We start from the raw sequence: 17507 nt of genomic DNA on the forward strand, positions 1-17507 counted from the left end.
ACGGCGAGCCCGATGTTCAACCCGACGTATCGGCACCGCCGTCCAAGCCATCCACACCCTCTTGACCTGCGACTATTCAGGATGAAAGAGGTTCACTGATCGCTCTGCTTCCTGCGATCTGCGATGGCCCATCGGCCTGATCAACTGGGGGACACGCCTCAACCTGGATAGCCGGCCAATACGCAGCAGTGGCCGCCTACTACGCGCGCGGCACCCTGCGCACCAGCAACAGCAGATCAGCGAACAACGCGAGTTAACGATATCGGTGGGCTTGGCGCGTGTGTCGATCCCGCTGGACTTGCCTGCGGCCGGCGGACCAGTAACCACGTAGAGCACGACGTTCCTCAAGCGATCAAGAGCAGGAGCAGCCACATAATGGCGGAAAGCCCCGGTAGTGCGTAGACGATGAGCACCAGGGAGCGCCCCTGGGGCATGCATGTCCTGAGCGTTTCGTCGTAGTCCGGGAGCCTCTGACGTGTGCGAAGTCGTATGGCTCGCCAATACAGCAGGTGACGGTGCCCTATGTACAGCCAGATCAACGTGGACGCGATTCCGAATGCAGCGATCACGCGTGCGGCAGCCAGATTCTTGTCGCCAGCGGTCAGTATTGTGCTGTAGGCCACCGCCAAGAGTGACAGCGCGACCAGGAAGAGATTCCCCTGCTGGTAGCGGATGTTGTCCTCGTGAAGGAGGTGCTCCCAGATCCTGTTGTCTGCCGCCTGGCGCTCATGTTCCTCGGTCTCCTCCATTGCGTAGTGCTACCCGGCCCGGGCGTGGAGTCACCGCATCCGCATTCACCAGATCCGTGAGCTGGCTGAGGCTGATTGCTCGTGGTGTGGTTGCCGCGGGCGCTGTTGCAACGCCGGTGGGCCGAGCGGGCGTTCTCGGGGTCGAGGAGACTGCCGCCCTTCGACAGTGGGACGTAGTGGTCGAGGATGAAGGCGAGCGGGTGACGGCGGCCGTCGACGTCTGGCGTGGCCGCAACGCCAGCAGGGCAGGCCGAGGGCTTTCTGTGCGGCGACGAGGCGGCGGGAGGGGCGCCCGTTGCGCGGGTTGCTGGCCACGGGCGCCACCTCCTTAGGGCTGGGCGGTCTCCAGGCCCTTGGGACCCTTGTCGACTGCGTCCCCGATCTCCTTCTGCATGATCTCAGCGGCGTACTTCTGGACGGTCTTGTCGTCGACGCCGTTGCAGGCGTCGGGACGGGTGCCGGGTGTGGCGTTGTCGCCTGCGGCGATGGCGTCCCCTGAACGCGCGGAGATCCGACCGTAGATGGGCCAGTAGACGACGGTAGACGAGTCGGTAGACGTGCAGGTCAGGCAGCGGTAGACGGATCGGTAGACGTCTCCCCGGCGTGCACCGGGGAAGGGGGCCAGATCTTCACGGCGGACACCCCTCGTCGGGCTCCCGCCGTGCGCCTTCACCTTGGGCTGAACAGGGATGCCCAGGGCCTCCAAACGGGCGCGCAGATCACCCACCGTCCAGGCGGCCGTGCGGGCCGCGGTCGTGGGGTGCTGCTGGAGGTGGGCGAGGACAGTCCGCAGGTGCAACGCCTTGCCGTCCCCCATGACCTCCAAGAGCAGGGCCCGGACGGCGTCGACGTCGAGTTCGGAGGAACGTAGGCGCCACCGGGAGCCAACCGAGGCATCCGAGTGCGGACTGACACGGACTGACACGGACGGTGGCGATGCTCGGACGCAGGTGAGTCGGGGCGTCCCCCCTCCCCTTCCTGAGCCCTCAGTTAGTCCTGCCTTAACGGCACCATAAGGATCTCCACCACCCGCCTCCAGCAGGCGATTTCACGGTTTCTTGGGGCTAGCTTCTGATCGCGCCCCACGGGATTCGCCCCCGGCGATCGCCCCACAAATCAGGACCGTTCCGAGGAGATTCCGCATGCCCGCACGCCGCCGCAAGGTCGCCGCTCTCACTGCCCTCGGCGCCGCCCCGCTCGCCCTGACCGCCCTCGCTGCCGCCCCGGCGTCCGCGCACGGCACGATGGGCGACCCGGTCAGCCGGGTCTCGCAGTGCTATGCGGAGGGCCCGGAGAGCCCGAAGTCGGACGCCTGCAGGGCGGCGGTCGCTGCCGGCGGCACCCAGGCGCTCTACGACTGGAACGGCATCCGTATCGGCGACGCGAACGGGCAGCACCGGACGCTGATCCCGGACGGCAAGCTGTGCAGCGCGAACAACGAGGAGTTCAAGGGGCTCGACCTGGCCCGCGCCGACTGGCCGGCGACGAGAGTGAGCGCCGGCTCGTACACCTTCAAGTACCGCGTGACCGCACCGCACAAGGGCACCTTCAAGGTGTACGTCACCAAGGCCGGCTACGACCCGGCGCACCCGCTCGCCTGGTCCGACCTGGACCTGGAGCACCCGGTGGCGACGGCCACCGACCCGGTCGCCGGCGGCGGCTTCTACACGTTCTCCGGCACTCTCCCCGAGCGCTCCGGAAAGCAGCTCCTGTACGCGATCTGGCAGCGCTCGGACAGCCCGGAGGCGTTCTACTCCTGCTCGGACGTCACCTTCGGCGGAAGCAGCGGCAGTGGTGGTACGACGGCGGGCGGCTCGTCCCCGGCGCCGAGTGCCTCCGCCCCCTCCGACGAGCAGATCGAGGCGGGGGCCGACAAGTCGACGGTCGAGCACCACGGTCACGGTGACGCCGACGCGAGCACCTCGGCGGATCCGACGACCGCTGCTGCCGCGGCCAACGAGCCCAAGGAGGCCGGGACCTCGGAGAACCTCGCCGAGACGGGCGCCGACGACAGGACCCCGTACCTCGCCATGGGTGGCGCGGCAGCCCTGGCGCTCGGCGCGGCGGCCCTGTTCGCCTCCGTCCGCCGCCGTGCGACCGGCGACGGCGGACGGCGCGGCCGCTGACCCGGCCGAAGAGCGCGGGGCCTGTCCGGCGGCTCAGGTCGGACAGGCCCCGGGAGGTGCGTCAGCCCAGTGCCGACGCACAGGTGGTGGCGGTGGCGTGCGCCGGGTCGAGGGCGTTGGCCACCTCGTGGAAGGCGACCCGGTCGGTCAGCCCGACCAGCGCGTGCTCGGAGAGGTCGACCGAGCACAGGTTCTGCAGCAGCACGTTGTGCACGTCGGAACCGCTCAGGAACTGACTGCGGTACGGCGTGACCACCTCGTCGTACTTGGTGGCGAGGACCGTGTAGTGGACGCCGGGAACGGTGTCCCCGCCCGCGTTGAGCTTGGTGAGGAAGGCGGATCCGACGACCTGGTCGGCCAGTGCGGGGGTCGCGGCGGAGATCAGGTCGGATGCGCCGGGGAAGTACGGCAGCAGGTTGGTGAAGCCGTCGAGGTCGGTGCCGTGGTTGCTGGGTGCGATGCCGACGAGGGCGTTCACCTTGGCGGCTCCGCCGAGGAACTTGAGGTAGTAGCGGGGCATCATGCCGCCCTGCGAGTGGCCGACGAGGTCGACCTTGGCGGCGCCGGTCGCGGCGAGCACCTTGTCGACGTAGGCGGACAGTTGCTCTGCCGACTTGTCGATGGGTCCGAGGCCGTAGAAGACGGGGACGCCCGTCAGTTGACCGTAGTCGAGGGCGAAGACGCAGTAGCCGCGATCCTCCAGATACGGCGCGAGTGCCAGCCAGTTGTCGATGGAGTTGGCGAGGGTGCCGTGGACCAGGACGACGGGCCGGGGGTGGGCGGCGGACGGCTTGCAGGAGTAGTCGTTCCAGCCGCTCGACGAGGCCACGGCTGTGTCGGCGGCGTGGGCGGCGGTGGCGGGGACGGTTGCGACCGCGGCGGTCAGCAGCAGCGCGGTGAGGGGTCTGAGCACTCGTTTCCAGGGCAGCATCGTGTGATCTCCTTGCGGCTCAAGGGAGTTGCGATGGCCTTACGCCCTGTGATCCGGATCACGAAGGATGCTGTTCACTCGTCAAGTTACGGGTGAGTAGCGCAAGTGTGAAGTTACGCGTCAGTAAAAACTTCCAGTGATAACTGACTCGCCAGTAGCCGACGCCGAACCCTCACCAGGCAGGCCGGATGGGCCCATAGGGCGCAATGCGCCCCAAGTGCCCACCCAGCGCCCGCACTTCACCCTCACCGAGCACGGCACTCCACTCCCGCACCACCTCCGCGGCAGCCTCCTCCGCGGCCCGCGTACAGGCCCACCCCTGCTCGGTCAGCACGATCAACCTGGCACGGGCATCCAGAGGATGCGCCCGGCGCTCGGCATAACCCTTCCGCACGATCTCGTCGACGAGCTGACTGGCGGCCTGCTTGGTGACACCGAGGTGGGCCGCGAGATCGGTGACCGTCGCGCCGTCCGGTGCGAGCCGCGCGAAGGCAAAGCCGTGCGCGGGCCTTACCCCCTCGAAGCCGCGGGCGACGACGCCCTCGTTGATGCGCTGCGTGAGCTCACCGGCGACGGCGAGCAGGGCGGCGGACAGGGCCATGGCCTCGGAGTTCTGCACGGAGGCATTGAAACACCCTTGACGAAATGGTCAAGCAGCTTGACTATGGATCCGGATAGTCAAGCTGCTTGACCATATGGATCGGAGTCAGCCATGCCCATCGTCCGCACATCCGAAGCCGTCACCCACGAGATCCACGGCGCCCGTTTCATCTCGTACGCCGCCCCGCTCACCGGAAGCAAGGAGCTGTGCGCCTGGCGCGGTGAGATCCCCGCCGGGACCAAGGCACCGCTCCACACCGTCAGCCGCGAGGAGATCTTCCATCTCCTCATCGGCGAACTGCTCATCACCCTCGACGGCCGCACCGACCGCATCACGGCGGGCGACACGGTCATCGTCAACCCCGGCGCGACCCTCGGAGTCGAGAACCCCACCGATCAGACGGCGATCTCCTGGGTCACCACTTCCATCGGCCTGGAGGCGGTACTGGAGGACGGCACGCGGATCACACCACCATGGGCCAACTGACCTTCCGACACGAGGAGTTACGCCGCCAGCGCGCCCGGCCGCACCGCTCCCGGTCCGAACTTCGCCCGGACCCGGTCCGCGACCTCCTCGATACGGCGGGCCTTCTGGTCCACCGGGTCGAAGGTGAGCTGGTAGGCGGCCTGTTCGGCGGGACCGAGGGACTCGGCGCGGAGAGTGAGGGCGCGGACGCGGGCGCGCTGGAGGCCCAGGGACTCGTACATGTCGTACGCCGTCCTGGTCAGGGCGGCCGAGTGGGCGGTGGGTTCCTTGAGGGTGCGGGTGCGGGTCGTCGCGGTGCGGTCGGCGTAGCGCGCGGTGAGGGTGAGCGTGCCGCAGACCTTGTCCAGGGCGCGCAGCCGGGCGCCCAGTTCCTCGGCGGCCGAGAGGAGGGCGCGGCGGTGCCGGTCCGGGCTCAACTCGTCGCGGGTGAAGGGGCGTTCGGTGGCCAGGGAGCGGGAGACGGCGTTCGGGACGACCCGGCCGCGGTCGACGCCGTTCGCCTTCTCGTGCAGTTCGCGGGCCGCCCTCGCACCGATCAGGCGCTGGAGTGTGGAGAGCGGTGCGGCGGCCACCAGACCCAGGGTGTCGAGGCCGTACTCGCCCAGGGTGCGGGCGGTGGCCGTGCCGACGCCGGGGAGCGCGGTGACCGGACGGTCCGCGAGGAACTCCGCGATGCCGTCCGGATCGCCGGGGACCTCGCAGGTCAGCCCGGGCCTGGCCGAACCCAGTGCCACGCGGGCCAGCATCGGGCCCGGCCCGGCGCCGATCGCGCAGTCGACGCCGTACAGGGCGAGGGCACGCACCCGGATCACCGCCGCCAGCTCGACCGCGCTGCGTCCGAAGTACCGCTCGGCGCCCCGCAGATCGGCCAGCGCCGCGTCCGGCGGCAGCGCCTCCACGACCGGGGTGAACTCCTCCAGCAGCCCGAGCAGCCCCGACAGGGCGGCCTCGTCCGTCGGAGGCAGCTGGAAACGTACGCACACGATGGTCATCCCGCACTCCCCGGGCTCTGGTGCCACAACTTCCGTACCTGTGAGGGCTCTTGACCCGCCGGCCGCAGATCGGCCCACGGGTTCATCTCGTATCCGGTGGGCATGTGGATTCGCCTGCCGTGGGCCGAATCCCCGCCGCCCTCCGGCAGCGGCTGCGCCAGTCGTTTCGCCACCTCGTCGAGGCCGCCCTCGGCGCGCAGTTCGACCAGTTCGGCGAGGTTCCAGGCGGCGGCGCCCACCACGCTGAGGCTGCGCGGGCCGCGCCGCTGCACCACTCCGCGCACCAGCAGCAGCCAGGAGTGGAAGACCGTGTGGGCGCAGGCGTCGTGGGAGTCGTCGAAGAAGGCGAGGTCGACCAGGCCCGTGCCGTCGTCCAGGGTGGAGAAGATGACACGCTTGCCGGAGCGGATCGGCGGGGTCTGCGTCGCGGCCTTGGCGCCCGCCACGAGGACCGTCTCGCCGTGCCTCGTCTCGCGCAGCCGGCGCGCTGAGACCACGCCCAACTCGTCGAGGAAGGCCCGGTGATCGTCCATCAGGTTGCGTGAGGCATCCATGGACAGCACTCCCAGCTCGGCACTGAGTTTCTCCGCCTCCGACAGGTCCGGCAGCCCGGCCGGTGCCGTCTTCCGCCCGCCTGCCAGGGGGAGTTGGCCGCCGCCCGCACCCCGGGCACCCCGCTGCAGCTCGGTCAAGTGCAGTTGCAGATCACGGCGGTTGGCGCCGAAGGAGTCCAACGCGCCGACCTGGGCCAGCCTTTGAGCCAGCGGCCTGCTCGGCCGCGCCCGCTCCCAGAAGTCCAGCAGCGAGGCGTACGGCTGCCCCTCCGCGATCCGCGCCGCCTCGGCCTCGCTGATGCCGTACACATCGGAGAGGGCAAGCCGCAGCCCCCAGACGCCCTTGGGCCCCTTGAATTCAGACACCAGTTCGATACGGTGTGCGACCGCCGACTTGTTCACATCCAACGGCAGCACCGGCACCCCGCGTCGCCGCGCGTCCGCCAGCAGCAGCCGCTTCGGATACATCCCGGGGTCGTGCGTGAGCAGCCCGGCATAGAAGGCGGCCGGATGATGTGCCTTCAGCCACGCCGACTGGTACGTCGGCACGGCGAAGGCGACCGCGTGCGCCTTGCAGAAGCCGTACGACCCGAAGGCCTCGATGATCTCCCAGGTCTGCCGAATCGTTTCCGCGTCGTATCCGTTGACGGCCGCGTGCTGTGCGAACCACACCTTGATCCGCCCCTGCGACTCCGGGTCCGACAGCCCGCGCCGCACCCGGTCCGCCTCGCCGCGCCCGCAGCCGGTCATGATGGCCACGATGTCGATGATCTGCTCGTGGAAGACGACGACCCCGTACGTCCCCTTCAGCGGCTCCTCCAGGTCCGGGTGCGGATAGCGGACCGGCGCCCGCCCGTGCCGCGCCTCGATGAACGGCCGCACCATGTCGGCGGCGACCGGGCCGGGACGGAAGAGGGAGATGTCGACGACGAGGTCGTCGAAGGTGGCCGGCTGCAGACGCCCCACCAGGTCCCGCTGGCCCGGCGACTCGATCTGGAAGCAGCCCAGGGTCTCGGTGGAACGGATGAGTTGATACGTCGCCGGATCGCCGCCCTCGAGCGTGTCCAGGTCGATCCGCTCCCCCGTGGCCCGCTCCACCTCGGCGACCGCGTGGGCCATCGCCGACTGCATCCGCACCCCGAGCACGTCGAGTTTGAGCAGTCCGAGGTCCTCGACGTCGTCCTTGTCGAACTGCGACATGGGGAAGCCCTCCCCGCTGGTCGGCATGACCGGTGTACGACTCAACAGGGAGGCGTCGGAGAGCAGGACCCCGCAGGGGTGCATGGCGACTCCGCGCGGGAGGGCGTCGAGGGCCTCGACCAGCTCCCAGAGCCGTCCGTACCGCTCCTTCTCCCCTGCCAGTGCGCGCAGTTCGGGCAGCTCCTCCAGTGCCGCACGGGCGTCGCGGGCCCGGATGTGCGGGAAGGACTTGGCGATGCGGTCGATGTCGGCCGGATCCATGGACAGGGCCGCGCCGACGTCACGGATCGCGTGGCGGACGCGGTACGTCTCCGGCATCGCAACCGTGGCGACCCGCTCCTCGCCGAACCGGGCGATGATCGCGCGGTAGACCTCAAGGCGGCGTGCGGACTCCACGTCGATGTCGATGTCGGGCAGCACGACCCGCTCCTTGGACAGGAAGCGCTCCATCAGCAGTCCGTGCTCGACCGGGTCGGCGTTCGCGATGCCGAGGAGGTGGTTGACCAGGGAGCCCGCTCCGGAGCCGCGGGCGGCGACCCGGACACCCATGTCCCTTACGTCGTCCACCACTTGAGCAACCGTCAGGAAGTAGGAGGCAAAGCCGTGGTGGGCGATGATGTCCAGCTCCCGGTGCATCCGCTCCCAGTAGGCGCGCCTGCCGGAGTAGCCGTTCAGCACCATCCCGGCCGCCGCCCGCGAGGCCAGTGCCCGCTGCGCGGTGCGGCGGCCGGCGCCGACGAGGTGCGGTTCGGGGAAGTGGACGGCGCCCATGCCGAGGTCGTCCTCGGGGTCGACCAGGCACTCGGCGGCCGTTGCCTGCGTCTGCTCCAGCAGACGGTGGGCGGTGTCGCGCCGGTAGCCCGCGGCCTCGACGATCCGCTCGGCGGCGTGCAGCATGGCGCCCGCGTCCTTGAGCCAGGCCTCGCCCGAGTCCAGTTCCTTCGTCGGGTCGACGGGGACCAGGCGGCGGGCCGCGTCCAGGACGTCGGCGACCGGGCCGAGGCCGGGGTCGGCGTAGCGCACGGCGTTGCTGAGCACCGGGCGGATGCGCTGTTCGGCGGCGAAGCCGACGGTGCGGGCGGCCAGGCGCAGGGAGCCGGGGCCGGTGCCCTTGCGGCCGTGCCAGACCGTCTCCAGGCGCAGGGCGTCGCCGTAGATCTCACGCCAGGGGGCGAGCAGCCTGGCCGCGCGGTCGGGGCGGCCCGCAGCGAGGGCGCGGCCGACGTCGGAGGCGGGGCCGAGCAGGACGGTCAGGCCGTCGGCCCGGTTGTGGGTCCAGGGCAGCAGGGGCGGGCCGTCGGCGGAGTGCGCCGCGGTGACCAGGCGGCACAGGTCGGCCCAGCCGCGGGCGCCGTCCCGGGCGAGGAAGGTGACGCGGGGTGTCGACTCGTCGATGAAGGCACCGCCGCGTACGGGGGTACGGCGCCTTTCCCGTCGTACGGGATCGTCCTCCCGCAGCCGGGCGGGCTGCTCCACCGTCAGTTCCGCGCCGAACAGCGGGCGCACACCCGCCTTGGCGCAGGCCTTGGCGAAGCGGACCGTGCCGGCGAGGGTGTCGCGGTCGGTGAGGGCGAGGGCGTCCATGCCCCGCTCCGAGGCGCGCTCCGCCAGCCGCTCCGGATGCGAGGCGCCGTAGCGCAGGGAGAATCCGGAGACGGTGTGCAGATGTGTGAAGCCAGGCATCCGCACCTCCCGCTGTCTGAGCCGTCTCCGTTATCGAACATCAGTTCCCGACTGCCTCACCCCCACCATAGACCAAAAACCGAACGAGTGTGCGACAACCGTTCGGCCCTCCCCCACCTGCGGAAACGCCCGCAGCCCCGGACCGTGAGGACATGGCACAGAGGAGCTTTCTCACCGAGGTGAAGGACGCGGTCACCCCGCGCGCCACGCTGCTGGTCGTCGGTGTGATCGCCCTCCAGCTGCTGTTCATCGCCTCCTATGTGGGCGCGCTGCACGATCCCCGGCCCAAGGACGTGCCCTTCGGAGTCGTCGCGCCCAAGGCCGCGGCCGAGCAGGCGGTGGCCCGGCTGGACAAGCTGCACGGCTCACCCTTCGACCCGCGTGTGGTGGCGGACGAGGCGACGGCGCGCGCGCAGATCCTGAACCGCGACATCGACGGCGCGCTGATCATCGACCCGGCCCGGACCGCCGACACGCTCCTGGTCGCCAGCGGCGGCGGCACGGTTCTCGCGAACACCCTCCAGCAGTACCTCGCCCTCCTGGAGGCCTCTCAGCAGCGGACCCTCCGGACGGTGGACGTGGCCCCGGCCTCGTCCCAGGACTTCGACGGGCTGTCCTCCTTCTATGTGGTCGTGGGCTGGTGCGTCGGCGGCTATCTGTGCGCCTCGATCCTGGCGATCAGCACGGGCGCCCGGCCCGCCAACCTGCGCCGCGCGGTGATCCGGCTGGTCGTGATGGCGCTGGTCTCGATCGTCGGCGGGCTCGGCGGGGCGGTGATCGTGGGCCCGATCCTGGGGGCCCTGCCGGGGAGCGTGCCGGCCCTGTGGGGGCTGGGTGCGCTGATCACCTTCGCGGTCGGGGCGGCGACGCTCGCGCTCCAGGGGGTCTTCGGGATCGTCGGCATCGGCCTGGCGATCCTGCTCGTGGTGATCGCGGGCAATCCGAGTGCGGGCGGTGCCTTCCCGCTGCCGATGCTGCCGCCGTTCTGGAAGGCGATCGGGCCGGCGCTGCCGCCGGGCGCCGGGACCTGGGCGGCGCGGTCGATCGCGTACTTCGACGGCAACGACACGACCGACGCCCTGCTGGTGCTGTCGGCCTGGGCGGCGGCCGGGATCGCGATCACGCTGGCGGCGGCGGTACTGCGCGAGAAGCGCGCGGGTCCGGCCGCGCCCTGAACCTGGCGGCGGCGGTACTGCGCGAGAGACGCGCGGGTCCGGCCGCGTCCCAAAGGGCGCGGGGTACTGCGCGACCAGCCACGACGCACCCGCAGACAAATCCACCGCACATCCGCGGAGCGCTTCGCATGCGAAAGTCCCGCCCCTCGCGCGCGGGGCGGGACTTCACACAACTTCGCGCAACCGGCGGAGCCGACGATCAGCCGATCGAGGCGCCCTCGGCCGACAGCGCCTCGGTGACCGGCTGGAAGAAGGTCTCGCCGCCGGCGCTGCAGTCGCCGCTGCCGCCGGAGGTGAGGCCGATCGCCGACTCGCCGTCGAAGAGCGAGCCGCCGCTGTCGCCGGGCTCGGCGCAGACGTCGGTCTGGATGAGACCGCTGACCGAGCCCTCGGAGTAGTTCACGGTGGCGTTCAGGCCGGTGACCGTGCCGGTGTGCACCTGAGTGGTGGAGCCGCTGCGGGTCACCTTCTCGCCGACCGTCGCCTCGGCGGCCTTGGTGATCTTCTGGGTCGAGCCGTTGTAGAGGTCGACCTCGCTCGGGTGGTCCACGTCGGCGGTGTACTTGACGAGGCCGAAGTCGTTGCCCGGGAACTGGGAGTCGGCGTTCTCGCCGATCTGGTTGCCGCTGGAGTCCGACCAGGTCTTGATGGCGTCGGTGCAGTGCCCTGCGGTGAGGAAGTACGCCTCGCCGCCCTTGGTCACATTGAAGCCGAGCGAGCAGCGCCCGCCCGAGCCGGAGATGGCGTCGCCGCCCGCGATGAAGGGCTTGAACTCCCCCTTCGAGCGCTTGAGTTCGGCCTTGGCGCCGAGCCCGTCGACGACCTTGGAGAGCTTTGCCCACTCGGCCTTGGAGACGGTCTTGTCGGCGGTGACGACGACCTTGTTGCTCACCGGGTCCGTCGACCACGAGGTGCCGGGGATGGTGGCGTCCTTGGTCAGCGTCGTACGGGCGGCGTCGAGTTCGGCGAGGGAGTTCTCGACGACTCTGGCCTTGGCGCCGGCCGCCTCGACGGTCTTGGCGGCGGCCTGGTCGAGGACGTTCACGACGAGGCTCTTGGCCTTCGCGTCGTAATACGTTCCCGCCGCGTCGGCGCCGAGGTTCTTGCCGAGGGTCGAGGCGAGCTTTCCGGCCGCCACGGCCGACAGGGTCTCGGGCGCGGAGGTCTTCGAGGGCTCGCTGGCGTTCGCAGTCTGGAAGGTGACTCCCGCGGCTACCAGTGCGGCTATGCCCGCACCTACCACGGCTGCACGCCGCTTGGGTATGCGTCGGTGCTTCAACTCACGTCCTCCTGTGGGGGGTCGGTCCGGGAGGTTGTGGGGACCTCACGAACCGGAAGGCGTTGAACAGCGCCTACTATCCCGAGGTCAACAGGGAGCACACAAGGGCGTCTTCAGGACGCGCGTAGAACGGGGTTTGCGCGCCCCCGTATTTTTGACAGACCACGGTCACCCCACGTCTTCGCTCTGCAAACACTACGAGCGAGTAGCCTGTGTGCGGTGCGTGAGGTCTAGTCCTGTCCGGAATTCGACCCCTCGGAGCCGGGCTCCAAGCGCGGCACGGGAGGCGGCAGTTGCTCCTGCACCGGTTGCTGCTGTGCCGGCACCGGCTGCTGCGGGACCTGCTGAGGCACCCCGGTCGGCTGCTGCGCCCTCTCCAGGAACCGCAGCAACTCCACCGGGAACGGCAGAACGAGCGTGGAGTTCTTCTCGGCGGCGACGGCCGTCACCGTCTGCAGCAGCCGCAGTTGCAGCGCGGCCGGAGTGTCCGCCATCTGCTGCGCGGCCTCGGCGAGCTTCTTCGACGCCTGGAGTTCGGCGTCGGCGTTGATGACCCGGGCCCGGCGCTCCCGGTCGGCCTCGGCCTGCCGGGCCATCGAACGCTTCATGGTCTCGGGCAGGGACACGTCCTTGATCTCGACGCGGTCGATGGTGACGCCCCACTCCACGGCAGGGCTGTCGATCATCAACTCCAGTCCCTGGTTGAGTTTTTCCCGATTGGACAGCAAATCGTCCAGTTCGCTCTTGCCGATGATGGACCTGAGCGAGGTCTGCGCCATCTGCGCGACCGCGAACCGGTAGTCCTCGACCCGGACGATCGCCTCGGACGGCCCGGTCACCTTGAAGTAGACGACGGCGTCCACCCGCACCGTGACGTTGTCCCGCGTGATGCCCTCCTGCGCGGGCACGGGCATCGTCACGACCTGCATGTTGACCTTCTGGAGCCGGTCCACGAACGGCACGATCATCGTGAACCCCGGCCCGCGCACCTCGTCGCGGAGCCTGCCGAGCCGGAACACCACACCGCGTTCGTACTGCTTGACGACCCGCGCGGCCGCCATCACGTACACCACACCGGCGGACGCGAGGGTCGCTCCCGCCGCCACCAGCTCCTCGACCATGCCGGCCCCCAGGGGACTGAGCCCTATGTGTACTTCGAAGGTAACTCCGTCACCCGGACAAGAGGGAGCCCCCGCACGCCAGTTGCGTACGGGGGCCGCTCGCAGGAAATGTCAGCCGATGCTCACGCCGTAGTAGCTCAGCGCCTCGGTGACCGGCTGGAAGAAGGTCGTGCCGCCGGAGGTGCAGTCGCCGCTGCCGCCGGAGGTCAGACCGTACGCCACGGTGCCGCCGTACAGCGGGCCGCCGCTGTCGCCGCCCTCGGCGCAGACCGTGGTCTGGATCATGCCGTAGACGACGTCGCCGCTGCCGTAGTTGACGGTGGCGTTCAGGGCGGTGACCCGGCCGCTGTGCGTGCCGGTGGTGGAGCCGCGGCGGTAGACCGTGGTGCCGACGCTCGGGGTGGCCGCACTGGTGATGGTCTGGCTGCCGACCGTGCTCGGGTGCGAGATCGACGAGTTGGTGTAGCGCACCAGCGCGAAGTCGTTGGTCGGGAAGCTGTAGCCGACGTTGGTGCCCAGGGTCGTGGTGTGACCCGAGTTGGAGTACCAGGTGGAGGCGACCTCACCGCAGTGGCCCGCGGTCAGGAAGTAGTAGGTGCTCCCGCTGTGCACGTTGAAGCCGAGGGAGCAGCGGTACTGGCCGCCGTAGATGGCGTCGCCGCCGCTGATCAGCGGCTTGAACTTCCCGGAGGTGTGCTTGATGGTGAGGGCACCGGCGTTGCTGCCGGCCTGCCGCTTGATCTTGGCGATCTCGGCCTTGGAGACCGTGCTGTCGACGGTGACGACGACACGGTTGGTCTTGCTGTCGACGGCCCAGGCGGTGCCCGGGACGTCGGCCTTGAGCACCGAGGCGTCGGCGCTCTTCAGCTGGGCCGTGCTGAAGGGGGTGGCGGTGGACGCGTTCGCGCTGGGGACCGCGATCGCGGCGGCGGCCACGAGACCGGTGGTGACGGCGATCAGCCGGGTCCGTCTCGCAATACCGCTGCGGGGGATGGTGCGCTTGATCCTCACGTTCGTTCCTCCCAAGGGGAAGTCGGGGGCCCGCGTGGGGTCGGGGCCCGTGAGGCGCAGCCAGGACCGAGTTCGTCCGGATTCCGGACACGCCGTGCCCCTGACAAGCGCTTGCGGGGAGTATTCGGCCGAACGGCCGGTAGGCGCAAGGGCGCCTTTCGGCCGCCAAGCCCTCGACCAACCATGAGATTTGGCCATCTCTGCCCTGGTTCAGACCAGGTTGCAGACTCCCGCCTCGACCGCGTGTTCCCTCGTCGCTGATCACACGAAGAAGCAGTCAGACCGTCCGCCTCGCAGGCTGCCGGCACCGCCGAGTCACCTTCGGCCGCCCAACTCCCGGGGATGTCCGGAAGTCGCCCGTCCGGATGGTCCTCGGCCCTGAGAGTTCCCCGGCCGTCAGGCACTGACGGACGGTACCGGGTCGGGCAGCCCGAGATGCGAGCGCAGAGTCAGGCCCTGGTATTCCGTGCGGAACGCGCCGCGCTCCTGCAGCAGCGGCACCACGCGGTCCACGAACTCGTCGAGTCCGACCGGCGTGATCAGCGGCTGGAGGATGAAGCCGTCGGCGGCGTCCTTCTGCACGTACTCGTCGAGTTCGGCTGCGACGGCCTCGGGTGTGCCGATGAAGGACTGCCGGCCGCCCGCCTCGATCACGGTCTGCCGGATGGACAGCCCCTTCTCCTTGGACAGGGCGCGCCATTTCTCCGCGATCGCGACGGTGTCGCCGCGCCGGGTCCGCCCCTGGGTGATCGCGGAGTCCGCCACCGGGTCGATCTCGGGGAGCGGGCCGTCGGGGTCGTACGCCGACAGGTCGACACCCCAGATCTGCTCCAGGGCGAGGATCGCGTTCTGCGGGGACACCTGCTGTCGCCGGATCTCGGCGGCCCTCTCCTGGGCCTCGGCGGCGGTGTCGCCGAGGACGACGGTGACACCGGGCATGATCTTCAGGTCGTCCGGGTTCCGGCCGTACTTCTCCAGGCGGCGCTTCACATCGCCGTAGAAGGAACGCCCCGCCTCCAGTGTGCCGTGCCGCGTGAAGACGACGTCGGCCGTGGAGGCGGCGAACTCCCGTCCCTCGGCCGAGTCCCCGGCCTGGATGACGACCGGGTGCCCCTGCGGTGAGCGCGGCACGGTGAACTCGCCCGCGATGTCGAAGTGCTGCCCGCGGTGCGCGAACGGCCGGGGGACGCCGTCGGGGGTCCAGGAGTCCCACAACTTCCTTGCCAAGCCTACGAATTCGGCTGCCCGGGTGTACCGGTCCGCACGGTCGAGGAAACCGCCGCGCCGGAAGTTCTCGCCGGTGAAGGCGTCGGAGGAGGTCACCACGTTCCAGGCCGCGCGGCCGCCGCTGAGGTGGTCCAACGTGGCCAGCCTGCGGGCGAGTTCGTACGGCTCGTTGAAGGTCGCGTTGACGGTGGCGGCGAGGCCGAGGTGTTCGGTGACGCCGGCCAGCGCGTTCAGCACGGTGAGCGACTCCGGCCGCCCCACCACGTCCAGGTCGTGGATACGGCCCTTGTGCTCGCGCAGCCGCAGCCCCTCGGCGAGGAAGAAGAAGTCGAACAGGCCGCGTTCCGCGGTGCGGGCGAGGTGCTCGAAGGAGGAGAAGTCGATCTGCGATCGGGACCGCGGATCGGACCACACCGTGGTGTTGTTGACGCCGGGAAAATGCGCGGCCAGATGGCAGTGCTTTTTGAGCGGCCTCCGGCCGCGGGCCCCGCGAGTCCGTACGGTCATGACGCTCCCCCTGTCACGGCGTACCGGTTGGCGGGCCTGGCGAGGCCCAGGTGCTCCCGGAGGGTGCTGCCCGGGTAGAAGGTGCGGAACAGTCCGCGGTGCTGGAGCACCGCCACCGTGCCGTTGACGAGCCGCTCCAGGTCACGGCGCGGCTCGATGGGCGTGAGGTGGAAGCCGTCGACGATGCCGTCCGCGTGCCAGCCGGCGATCAGTTCGGCGAGGTCCACGGGGCCGCCCCGGTACAGCGGCCCCTGCACGGTCTGCCGGGGGCCGCCCCCGCCGTGGCCCGGTTCGGCCGCGTGCTCGCCGTCTCCGAGGTCGACAAGGAGGCTCACGAGCACGCGCAGGGTGTCCGGGTTGCGTCCGAACTCCGCGGCGGACTGGCGGAGTTGGTCCCGTACGGCGGCGGCCTGCGCGGGGCTCGCGGCTCGCACCAGGGCCACGTCGGCGTACCGGGCGGCGGTGCGCCGGGTGTGCCCCTCGGTGGCGTCGACCACGCGGACGGGATGGCCCTGCGGGGGCCGCGGCACGATCGAGGGGCCCTTCACCGAGAAGCCTGCGCCGGTGAAGTCGACGTGGTGCAGCTTGTCCCGGTCGATGAAGCGGCCGGTCGTCAGGTCCCGTATCTCGGCGTCGTCCTCCCAGCTGTCCCACAACCTGGCGGCCACGTCGGCGACTTCGCCGGCCTCGCGCCACAGCTCGTCGGCGGGTACGGCGTGCCGGCGGCCGAAGAGGCGGGCCTCGCCCTCGGTGGTGGACACGTCGATCCGCCAGCCGGCCCGGCCGCGGCTGACCCAGTCGAGGGTGGCGACGGCGGCCTGGACGTGGAAGGGCTCGGTGTGCGTGACGGTGACGGTGGGGACCAGGCCGATGCGGGCGGTGGCGGGGGCGACCCGGGACAGGACGGCGAGCGCGTCGGGGCCGGGGCGGGCGAAGGTGTCGTCCAGCGTGACGAAGTCCAGGCCGCCGCGCTCGGCGAGCCGCGCCAGTTCGATGTGGGAGCCGGCGTCGAACACCGCCGGCTGGTCCAGGGCGGCGGCCAGGTGCAACAGCCCCCGGCCGTTCGATGAGGTCATGTGGGGGGAACCTTTCAGAGAACCTTGGAGAGAAACGCCCGGGTCCGTTCATGGCGCGGAGCGTCCAGCACGTCACCGGGCGGGCCCTGCTCGACGATCTTCCCGTCGGCCATGAACACCACCGAGTCGGCGACCTCGCGGGCGAAGCCGATCTCGTGCGTGACGACGATCATCGTGGTGCCCTGATGGGCCAAGTCCCTTATGACGTCGAGGACTTCACCGACCAGCTCGGGGTCGAGCGCGGAGGTCGGCTCGTCGAAGAGCAGCAGCTTGGGCTCCAGTGCGAGCGCCCGCGCGATGGCGACTCGTTGCTGCTGTCCGCCGGAGAGCTGCCGCGGGTAGGCGTCGGCCTTGTCCGCGAGCCCCACACGATCGAGCAGCCGGCGCGCATTCGCGAGGGCCTCCTTGCGCGGTCGTTTCAGCGCGGAGACGGGCGCCTCGATGATGTTGTCGACCACGGTGAGGTGTGGGAACAGATTGAAGTTCTGGAAGACGAACCCGATCCGTGTCCGCTGCTTGAGCACCTCACGCTCGGGCAGTTCGTGCAGCTTGTCGCCGGAGCGCCGGTAGCCGACCAGTGTGCCGTCCACGCTGATCGCGCCGTGGTCCACCTTCTCCAGGTGGTTGATGGTGCGCAGCAGCGTCGACTTGCCGGAGCCGGACGGACCGAGAACGACCGTGACCTCGCCGGTGCGCACCTCCAGATCGATGCCCTTGAGGACCTCGAGCGAGCCGAAGCTCTTGTGGACGGATCTGATGTCGACCATGACGCTCATCGGGGCACTTCCT

General features: G+C 70.1%; 15 protein-coding genes and 2 pseudogenes. 4 read left to right on the forward strand and 13 right to left on the reverse strand.

The window, feature by feature from the left end; all coding sequences use genetic code 11:
• Positions 1 to 85: pseudogene (locus IH68_RS55840) on the forward strand (IS5/IS1182 family transposase); the annotation flags it as partial.
• A gap of 259 nt (positions 86 to 344) precedes the next feature.
• Here IH68_RS55840 and IH68_RS58695 read toward each other — a convergent pair.
• The 3 genes and pseudogenes from IH68_RS58695 to IH68_RS52130 all read right to left on the reverse strand — a co-directional run bounded on the left by IH68_RS58695 (position 345) and on the right by IH68_RS52130 (position 1566).
• On the reverse strand, positions 345 to 749 hold the full coding sequence (locus tag IH68_RS58695; protein ID WP_030947363.1) for a hypothetical protein: 405 nt from the start codon (positions 747 to 749) through the stop codon (positions 345 to 347).
• A gap of 137 nt (positions 750 to 886) precedes the next feature.
• Positions 887 to 937, reverse strand: a pseudogene (locus IH68_RS59585) (HNH endonuclease); the annotation flags it as partial.
• A gap of 140 nt (positions 938 to 1077) precedes the next feature.
• Complete coding sequence (locus IH68_RS52130) at positions 1078 to 1566, reverse strand: hypothetical protein (protein WP_030947366.1); 489 nt, start codon at positions 1564 to 1566, stop codon at positions 1078 to 1080.
• Between the two features lie 325 nt (positions 1567 to 1891).
• On the opposite strand from IH68_RS52130, the gene IH68_RS0142745 reads away from it, so the two are divergent.
• On the forward strand, positions 1892 to 2875 hold the full coding sequence (locus tag IH68_RS0142745; RefSeq protein WP_030947368.1) for a lytic polysaccharide monooxygenase auxiliary activity family 9 protein: 984 nt from the start codon (positions 1892 to 1894) through the stop codon (positions 2873 to 2875).
• A 61-nt stretch (positions 2876 to 2936) separates the two neighbouring features.
• On the opposite strand, the gene IH68_RS0142750 is transcribed toward IH68_RS0142745, so the two are convergent.
• Positions 2937 to 3806, reverse strand: coding sequence for an esterase/lipase family protein (locus IH68_RS0142750; protein ID WP_030947370.1), 870 nt, complete (start codon positions 3804 to 3806; stop codon positions 2937 to 2939).
• Positions 3807 to 3978: 172 nt separating this feature from the next.
• A complete protein-coding gene (locus tag IH68_RS0142755; RefSeq protein WP_030947373.1) occupies positions 3979 to 4425 on the reverse strand; it encodes a MarR family winged helix-turn-helix transcriptional regulator in 447 nt (148 codons plus the stop codon).
• Positions 4426 to 4518: 93 nt separating this feature from the next.
• Between IH68_RS0142755 and IH68_RS0142760 the strand changes: the two genes are divergently transcribed.
• Entirely contained in the window at positions 4519 to 4893 is a 375-nt protein-coding gene (locus IH68_RS0142760) for a cupin domain-containing protein (protein ID WP_030947376.1), read from the forward strand.
• Positions 4894 to 4910: 17 nt separating this feature from the next.
• Here the strand turns inward: IH68_RS0142760 and IH68_RS0142765 are convergent, their stop codons facing one another.
• On the reverse strand, positions 4911 to 5885 hold the full coding sequence (locus IH68_RS0142765; RefSeq protein ID WP_030947379.1) for a DNA polymerase Y family protein: 975 nt from the start codon (positions 5883 to 5885) through the stop codon (positions 4911 to 4913).
• On the reverse strand, positions 5882 to 9322 hold the full coding sequence (locus tag IH68_RS0142770; RefSeq protein ID WP_030947382.1) for a DNA polymerase III subunit alpha: 3441 nt from the start codon (positions 9320 to 9322) through the stop codon (positions 5882 to 5884). Before IH68_RS0142770 ends, IH68_RS0142765 begins: the two co-directional genes overlap by 4 nt.
• Before the next feature lie 152 nt (positions 9323 to 9474).
• On the opposite strand from IH68_RS0142770, the gene IH68_RS0142775 reads away from it, so the two are divergent.
• On the forward strand, positions 9475 to 10497 hold the full coding sequence (locus IH68_RS0142775; RefSeq protein ID WP_030947386.1) for a membrane protein: 1023 nt from the start codon (positions 9475 to 9477) through the stop codon (positions 10495 to 10497).
• Positions 10498 to 10696: 199 nt separating this feature from the next.
• On the opposite strand, the gene IH68_RS0142780 is transcribed toward IH68_RS0142775, so the two are convergent.
• The 6 genes from IH68_RS0142780 to IH68_RS0142805 all read right to left on the reverse strand — a co-directional run bounded on the left by IH68_RS0142780 (position 10697) and on the right by IH68_RS0142805 (position 17494).
• Entirely contained in the window at positions 10697 to 11776 is a 1080-nt protein-coding gene (locus IH68_RS0142780; protein WP_030947398.1) for a S1 family peptidase, read from the reverse strand.
• Between the two features lie 230 nt (positions 11777 to 12006).
• The gene (locus tag IH68_RS0142785; RefSeq protein ID WP_030947401.1) at positions 12007 to 12897 is read right to left on the reverse strand and encodes a slipin family protein; all 891 of its coding nucleotides are present in this window, start codon (positions 12895 to 12897) and stop codon (positions 12007 to 12009) included.
• Positions 12898 to 13008: 111 nt separating this feature from the next.
• Positions 13009 to 13908 carry a S1 family peptidase gene (locus tag IH68_RS0142790; RefSeq protein ID WP_030947402.1) on the reverse strand — a complete coding sequence of 300 codons (900 nt, stop codon included), beginning with the start codon at positions 13906 to 13908 and terminating at the stop codon, positions 13009 to 13011.
• Between the two features lie 396 nt (positions 13909 to 14304).
• On the reverse strand, positions 14305 to 15642 hold the full coding sequence (locus IH68_RS0142795; protein ID WP_030947405.1) for an NtaA/DmoA family FMN-dependent monooxygenase: 1338 nt from the start codon (positions 15640 to 15642) through the stop codon (positions 14305 to 14307).
• Positions 15639 to 16718, reverse strand: a complete 1080-nt coding sequence (locus IH68_RS0142800) for an LLM class flavin-dependent oxidoreductase (protein ID WP_030947409.1) — start codon at positions 16716 to 16718, stop codon at positions 15639 to 15641. The genes IH68_RS0142795 and IH68_RS0142800 overlap by 4 nt, the downstream gene beginning before the upstream one ends.
• Before the next feature lie 14 nt (positions 16719 to 16732).
• Positions 16733 to 17494, reverse strand: coding sequence for an amino acid ABC transporter ATP-binding protein (locus tag IH68_RS0142805; RefSeq protein ID WP_030947412.1), 762 nt, complete (start codon positions 17492 to 17494; stop codon positions 16733 to 16735).
• Between the last annotated feature and the right edge of the window lie 13 nt (positions 17495 to 17507).

It is taken from the genome of Streptomyces sp. NRRL S-646 (assembly GCF_000720765.1).
Taxonomy (GTDB): Bacteria; Actinomycetota; Actinomycetes; order Streptomycetales; family Streptomycetaceae; genus Streptomyces.

Bases quoted from the DNA above. Each gene is read 5' to 3' on its own strand.
- IH68_RS58695 (WP_030947363.1), bottom strand. From the start codon at position 749: ATGGAGGAGACCGAGGAACATGAGCGCCAGGCGGCAGACAACAGGATC.
- IH68_RS0142745 (WP_030947368.1), top strand. From the start codon at position 1,892: ATGCCCGCACGCCGCCGCAAGGTCGCCGCTCTCACTGCCCTCGGCGCC.
- IH68_RS0142760 (WP_030947376.1), top strand. From the start codon at position 4,519: ATGCCCATCGTCCGCACATCCGAAGCCGTCACCCACGAGATCCACGGC.
- IH68_RS0142770 (WP_030947382.1), bottom strand. From the start codon at position 9,322: ATGCCTGGCTTCACACATCTGCACACCGTCTCCGGATTCTCCCTGCGC.
- IH68_RS52130 (WP_030947366.1), bottom strand. From the start codon at position 1,566: ATGGGGGACGGCAAGGCGTTGCACCTGCGGACTGTCCTCGCCCACCTC.
- IH68_RS0142800 (WP_030947409.1), bottom strand. From the start codon at position 16,718: ATGACCTCATCGAACGGCCGGGGGCTGTTGCACCTGGCCGCCGCCCTG.
- IH68_RS0142795 (WP_030947405.1), bottom strand. From the start codon at position 15,642: ATGACCGTACGGACTCGCGGGGCCCGCGGCCGGAGGCCGCTCAAAAAG.
- IH68_RS0142785 (WP_030947401.1), bottom strand. From the start codon at position 12,897: ATGGTCGAGGAGCTGGTGGCGGCGGGAGCGACCCTCGCGTCCGCCGGT.
- IH68_RS0142765 (WP_030947379.1), bottom strand. From the start codon at position 5,885: ATGACCATCGTGTGCGTACGTTTCCAGCTGCCTCCGACGGACGAGGCC.
- IH68_RS0142805 (WP_030947412.1), bottom strand. From the start codon at position 17,494: ATGAGCGTCATGGTCGACATCAGATCCGTCCACAAGAGCTTCGGCTCG.
- IH68_RS0142775 (WP_030947386.1), top strand. From the start codon at position 9,475: ATGGCACAGAGGAGCTTTCTCACCGAGGTGAAGGACGCGGTCACCCCG.
- IH68_RS0142750 (WP_030947370.1), bottom strand. From the start codon at position 3,806: ATGCTGCCCTGGAAACGAGTGCTCAGACCCCTCACCGCGCTGCTGCTG.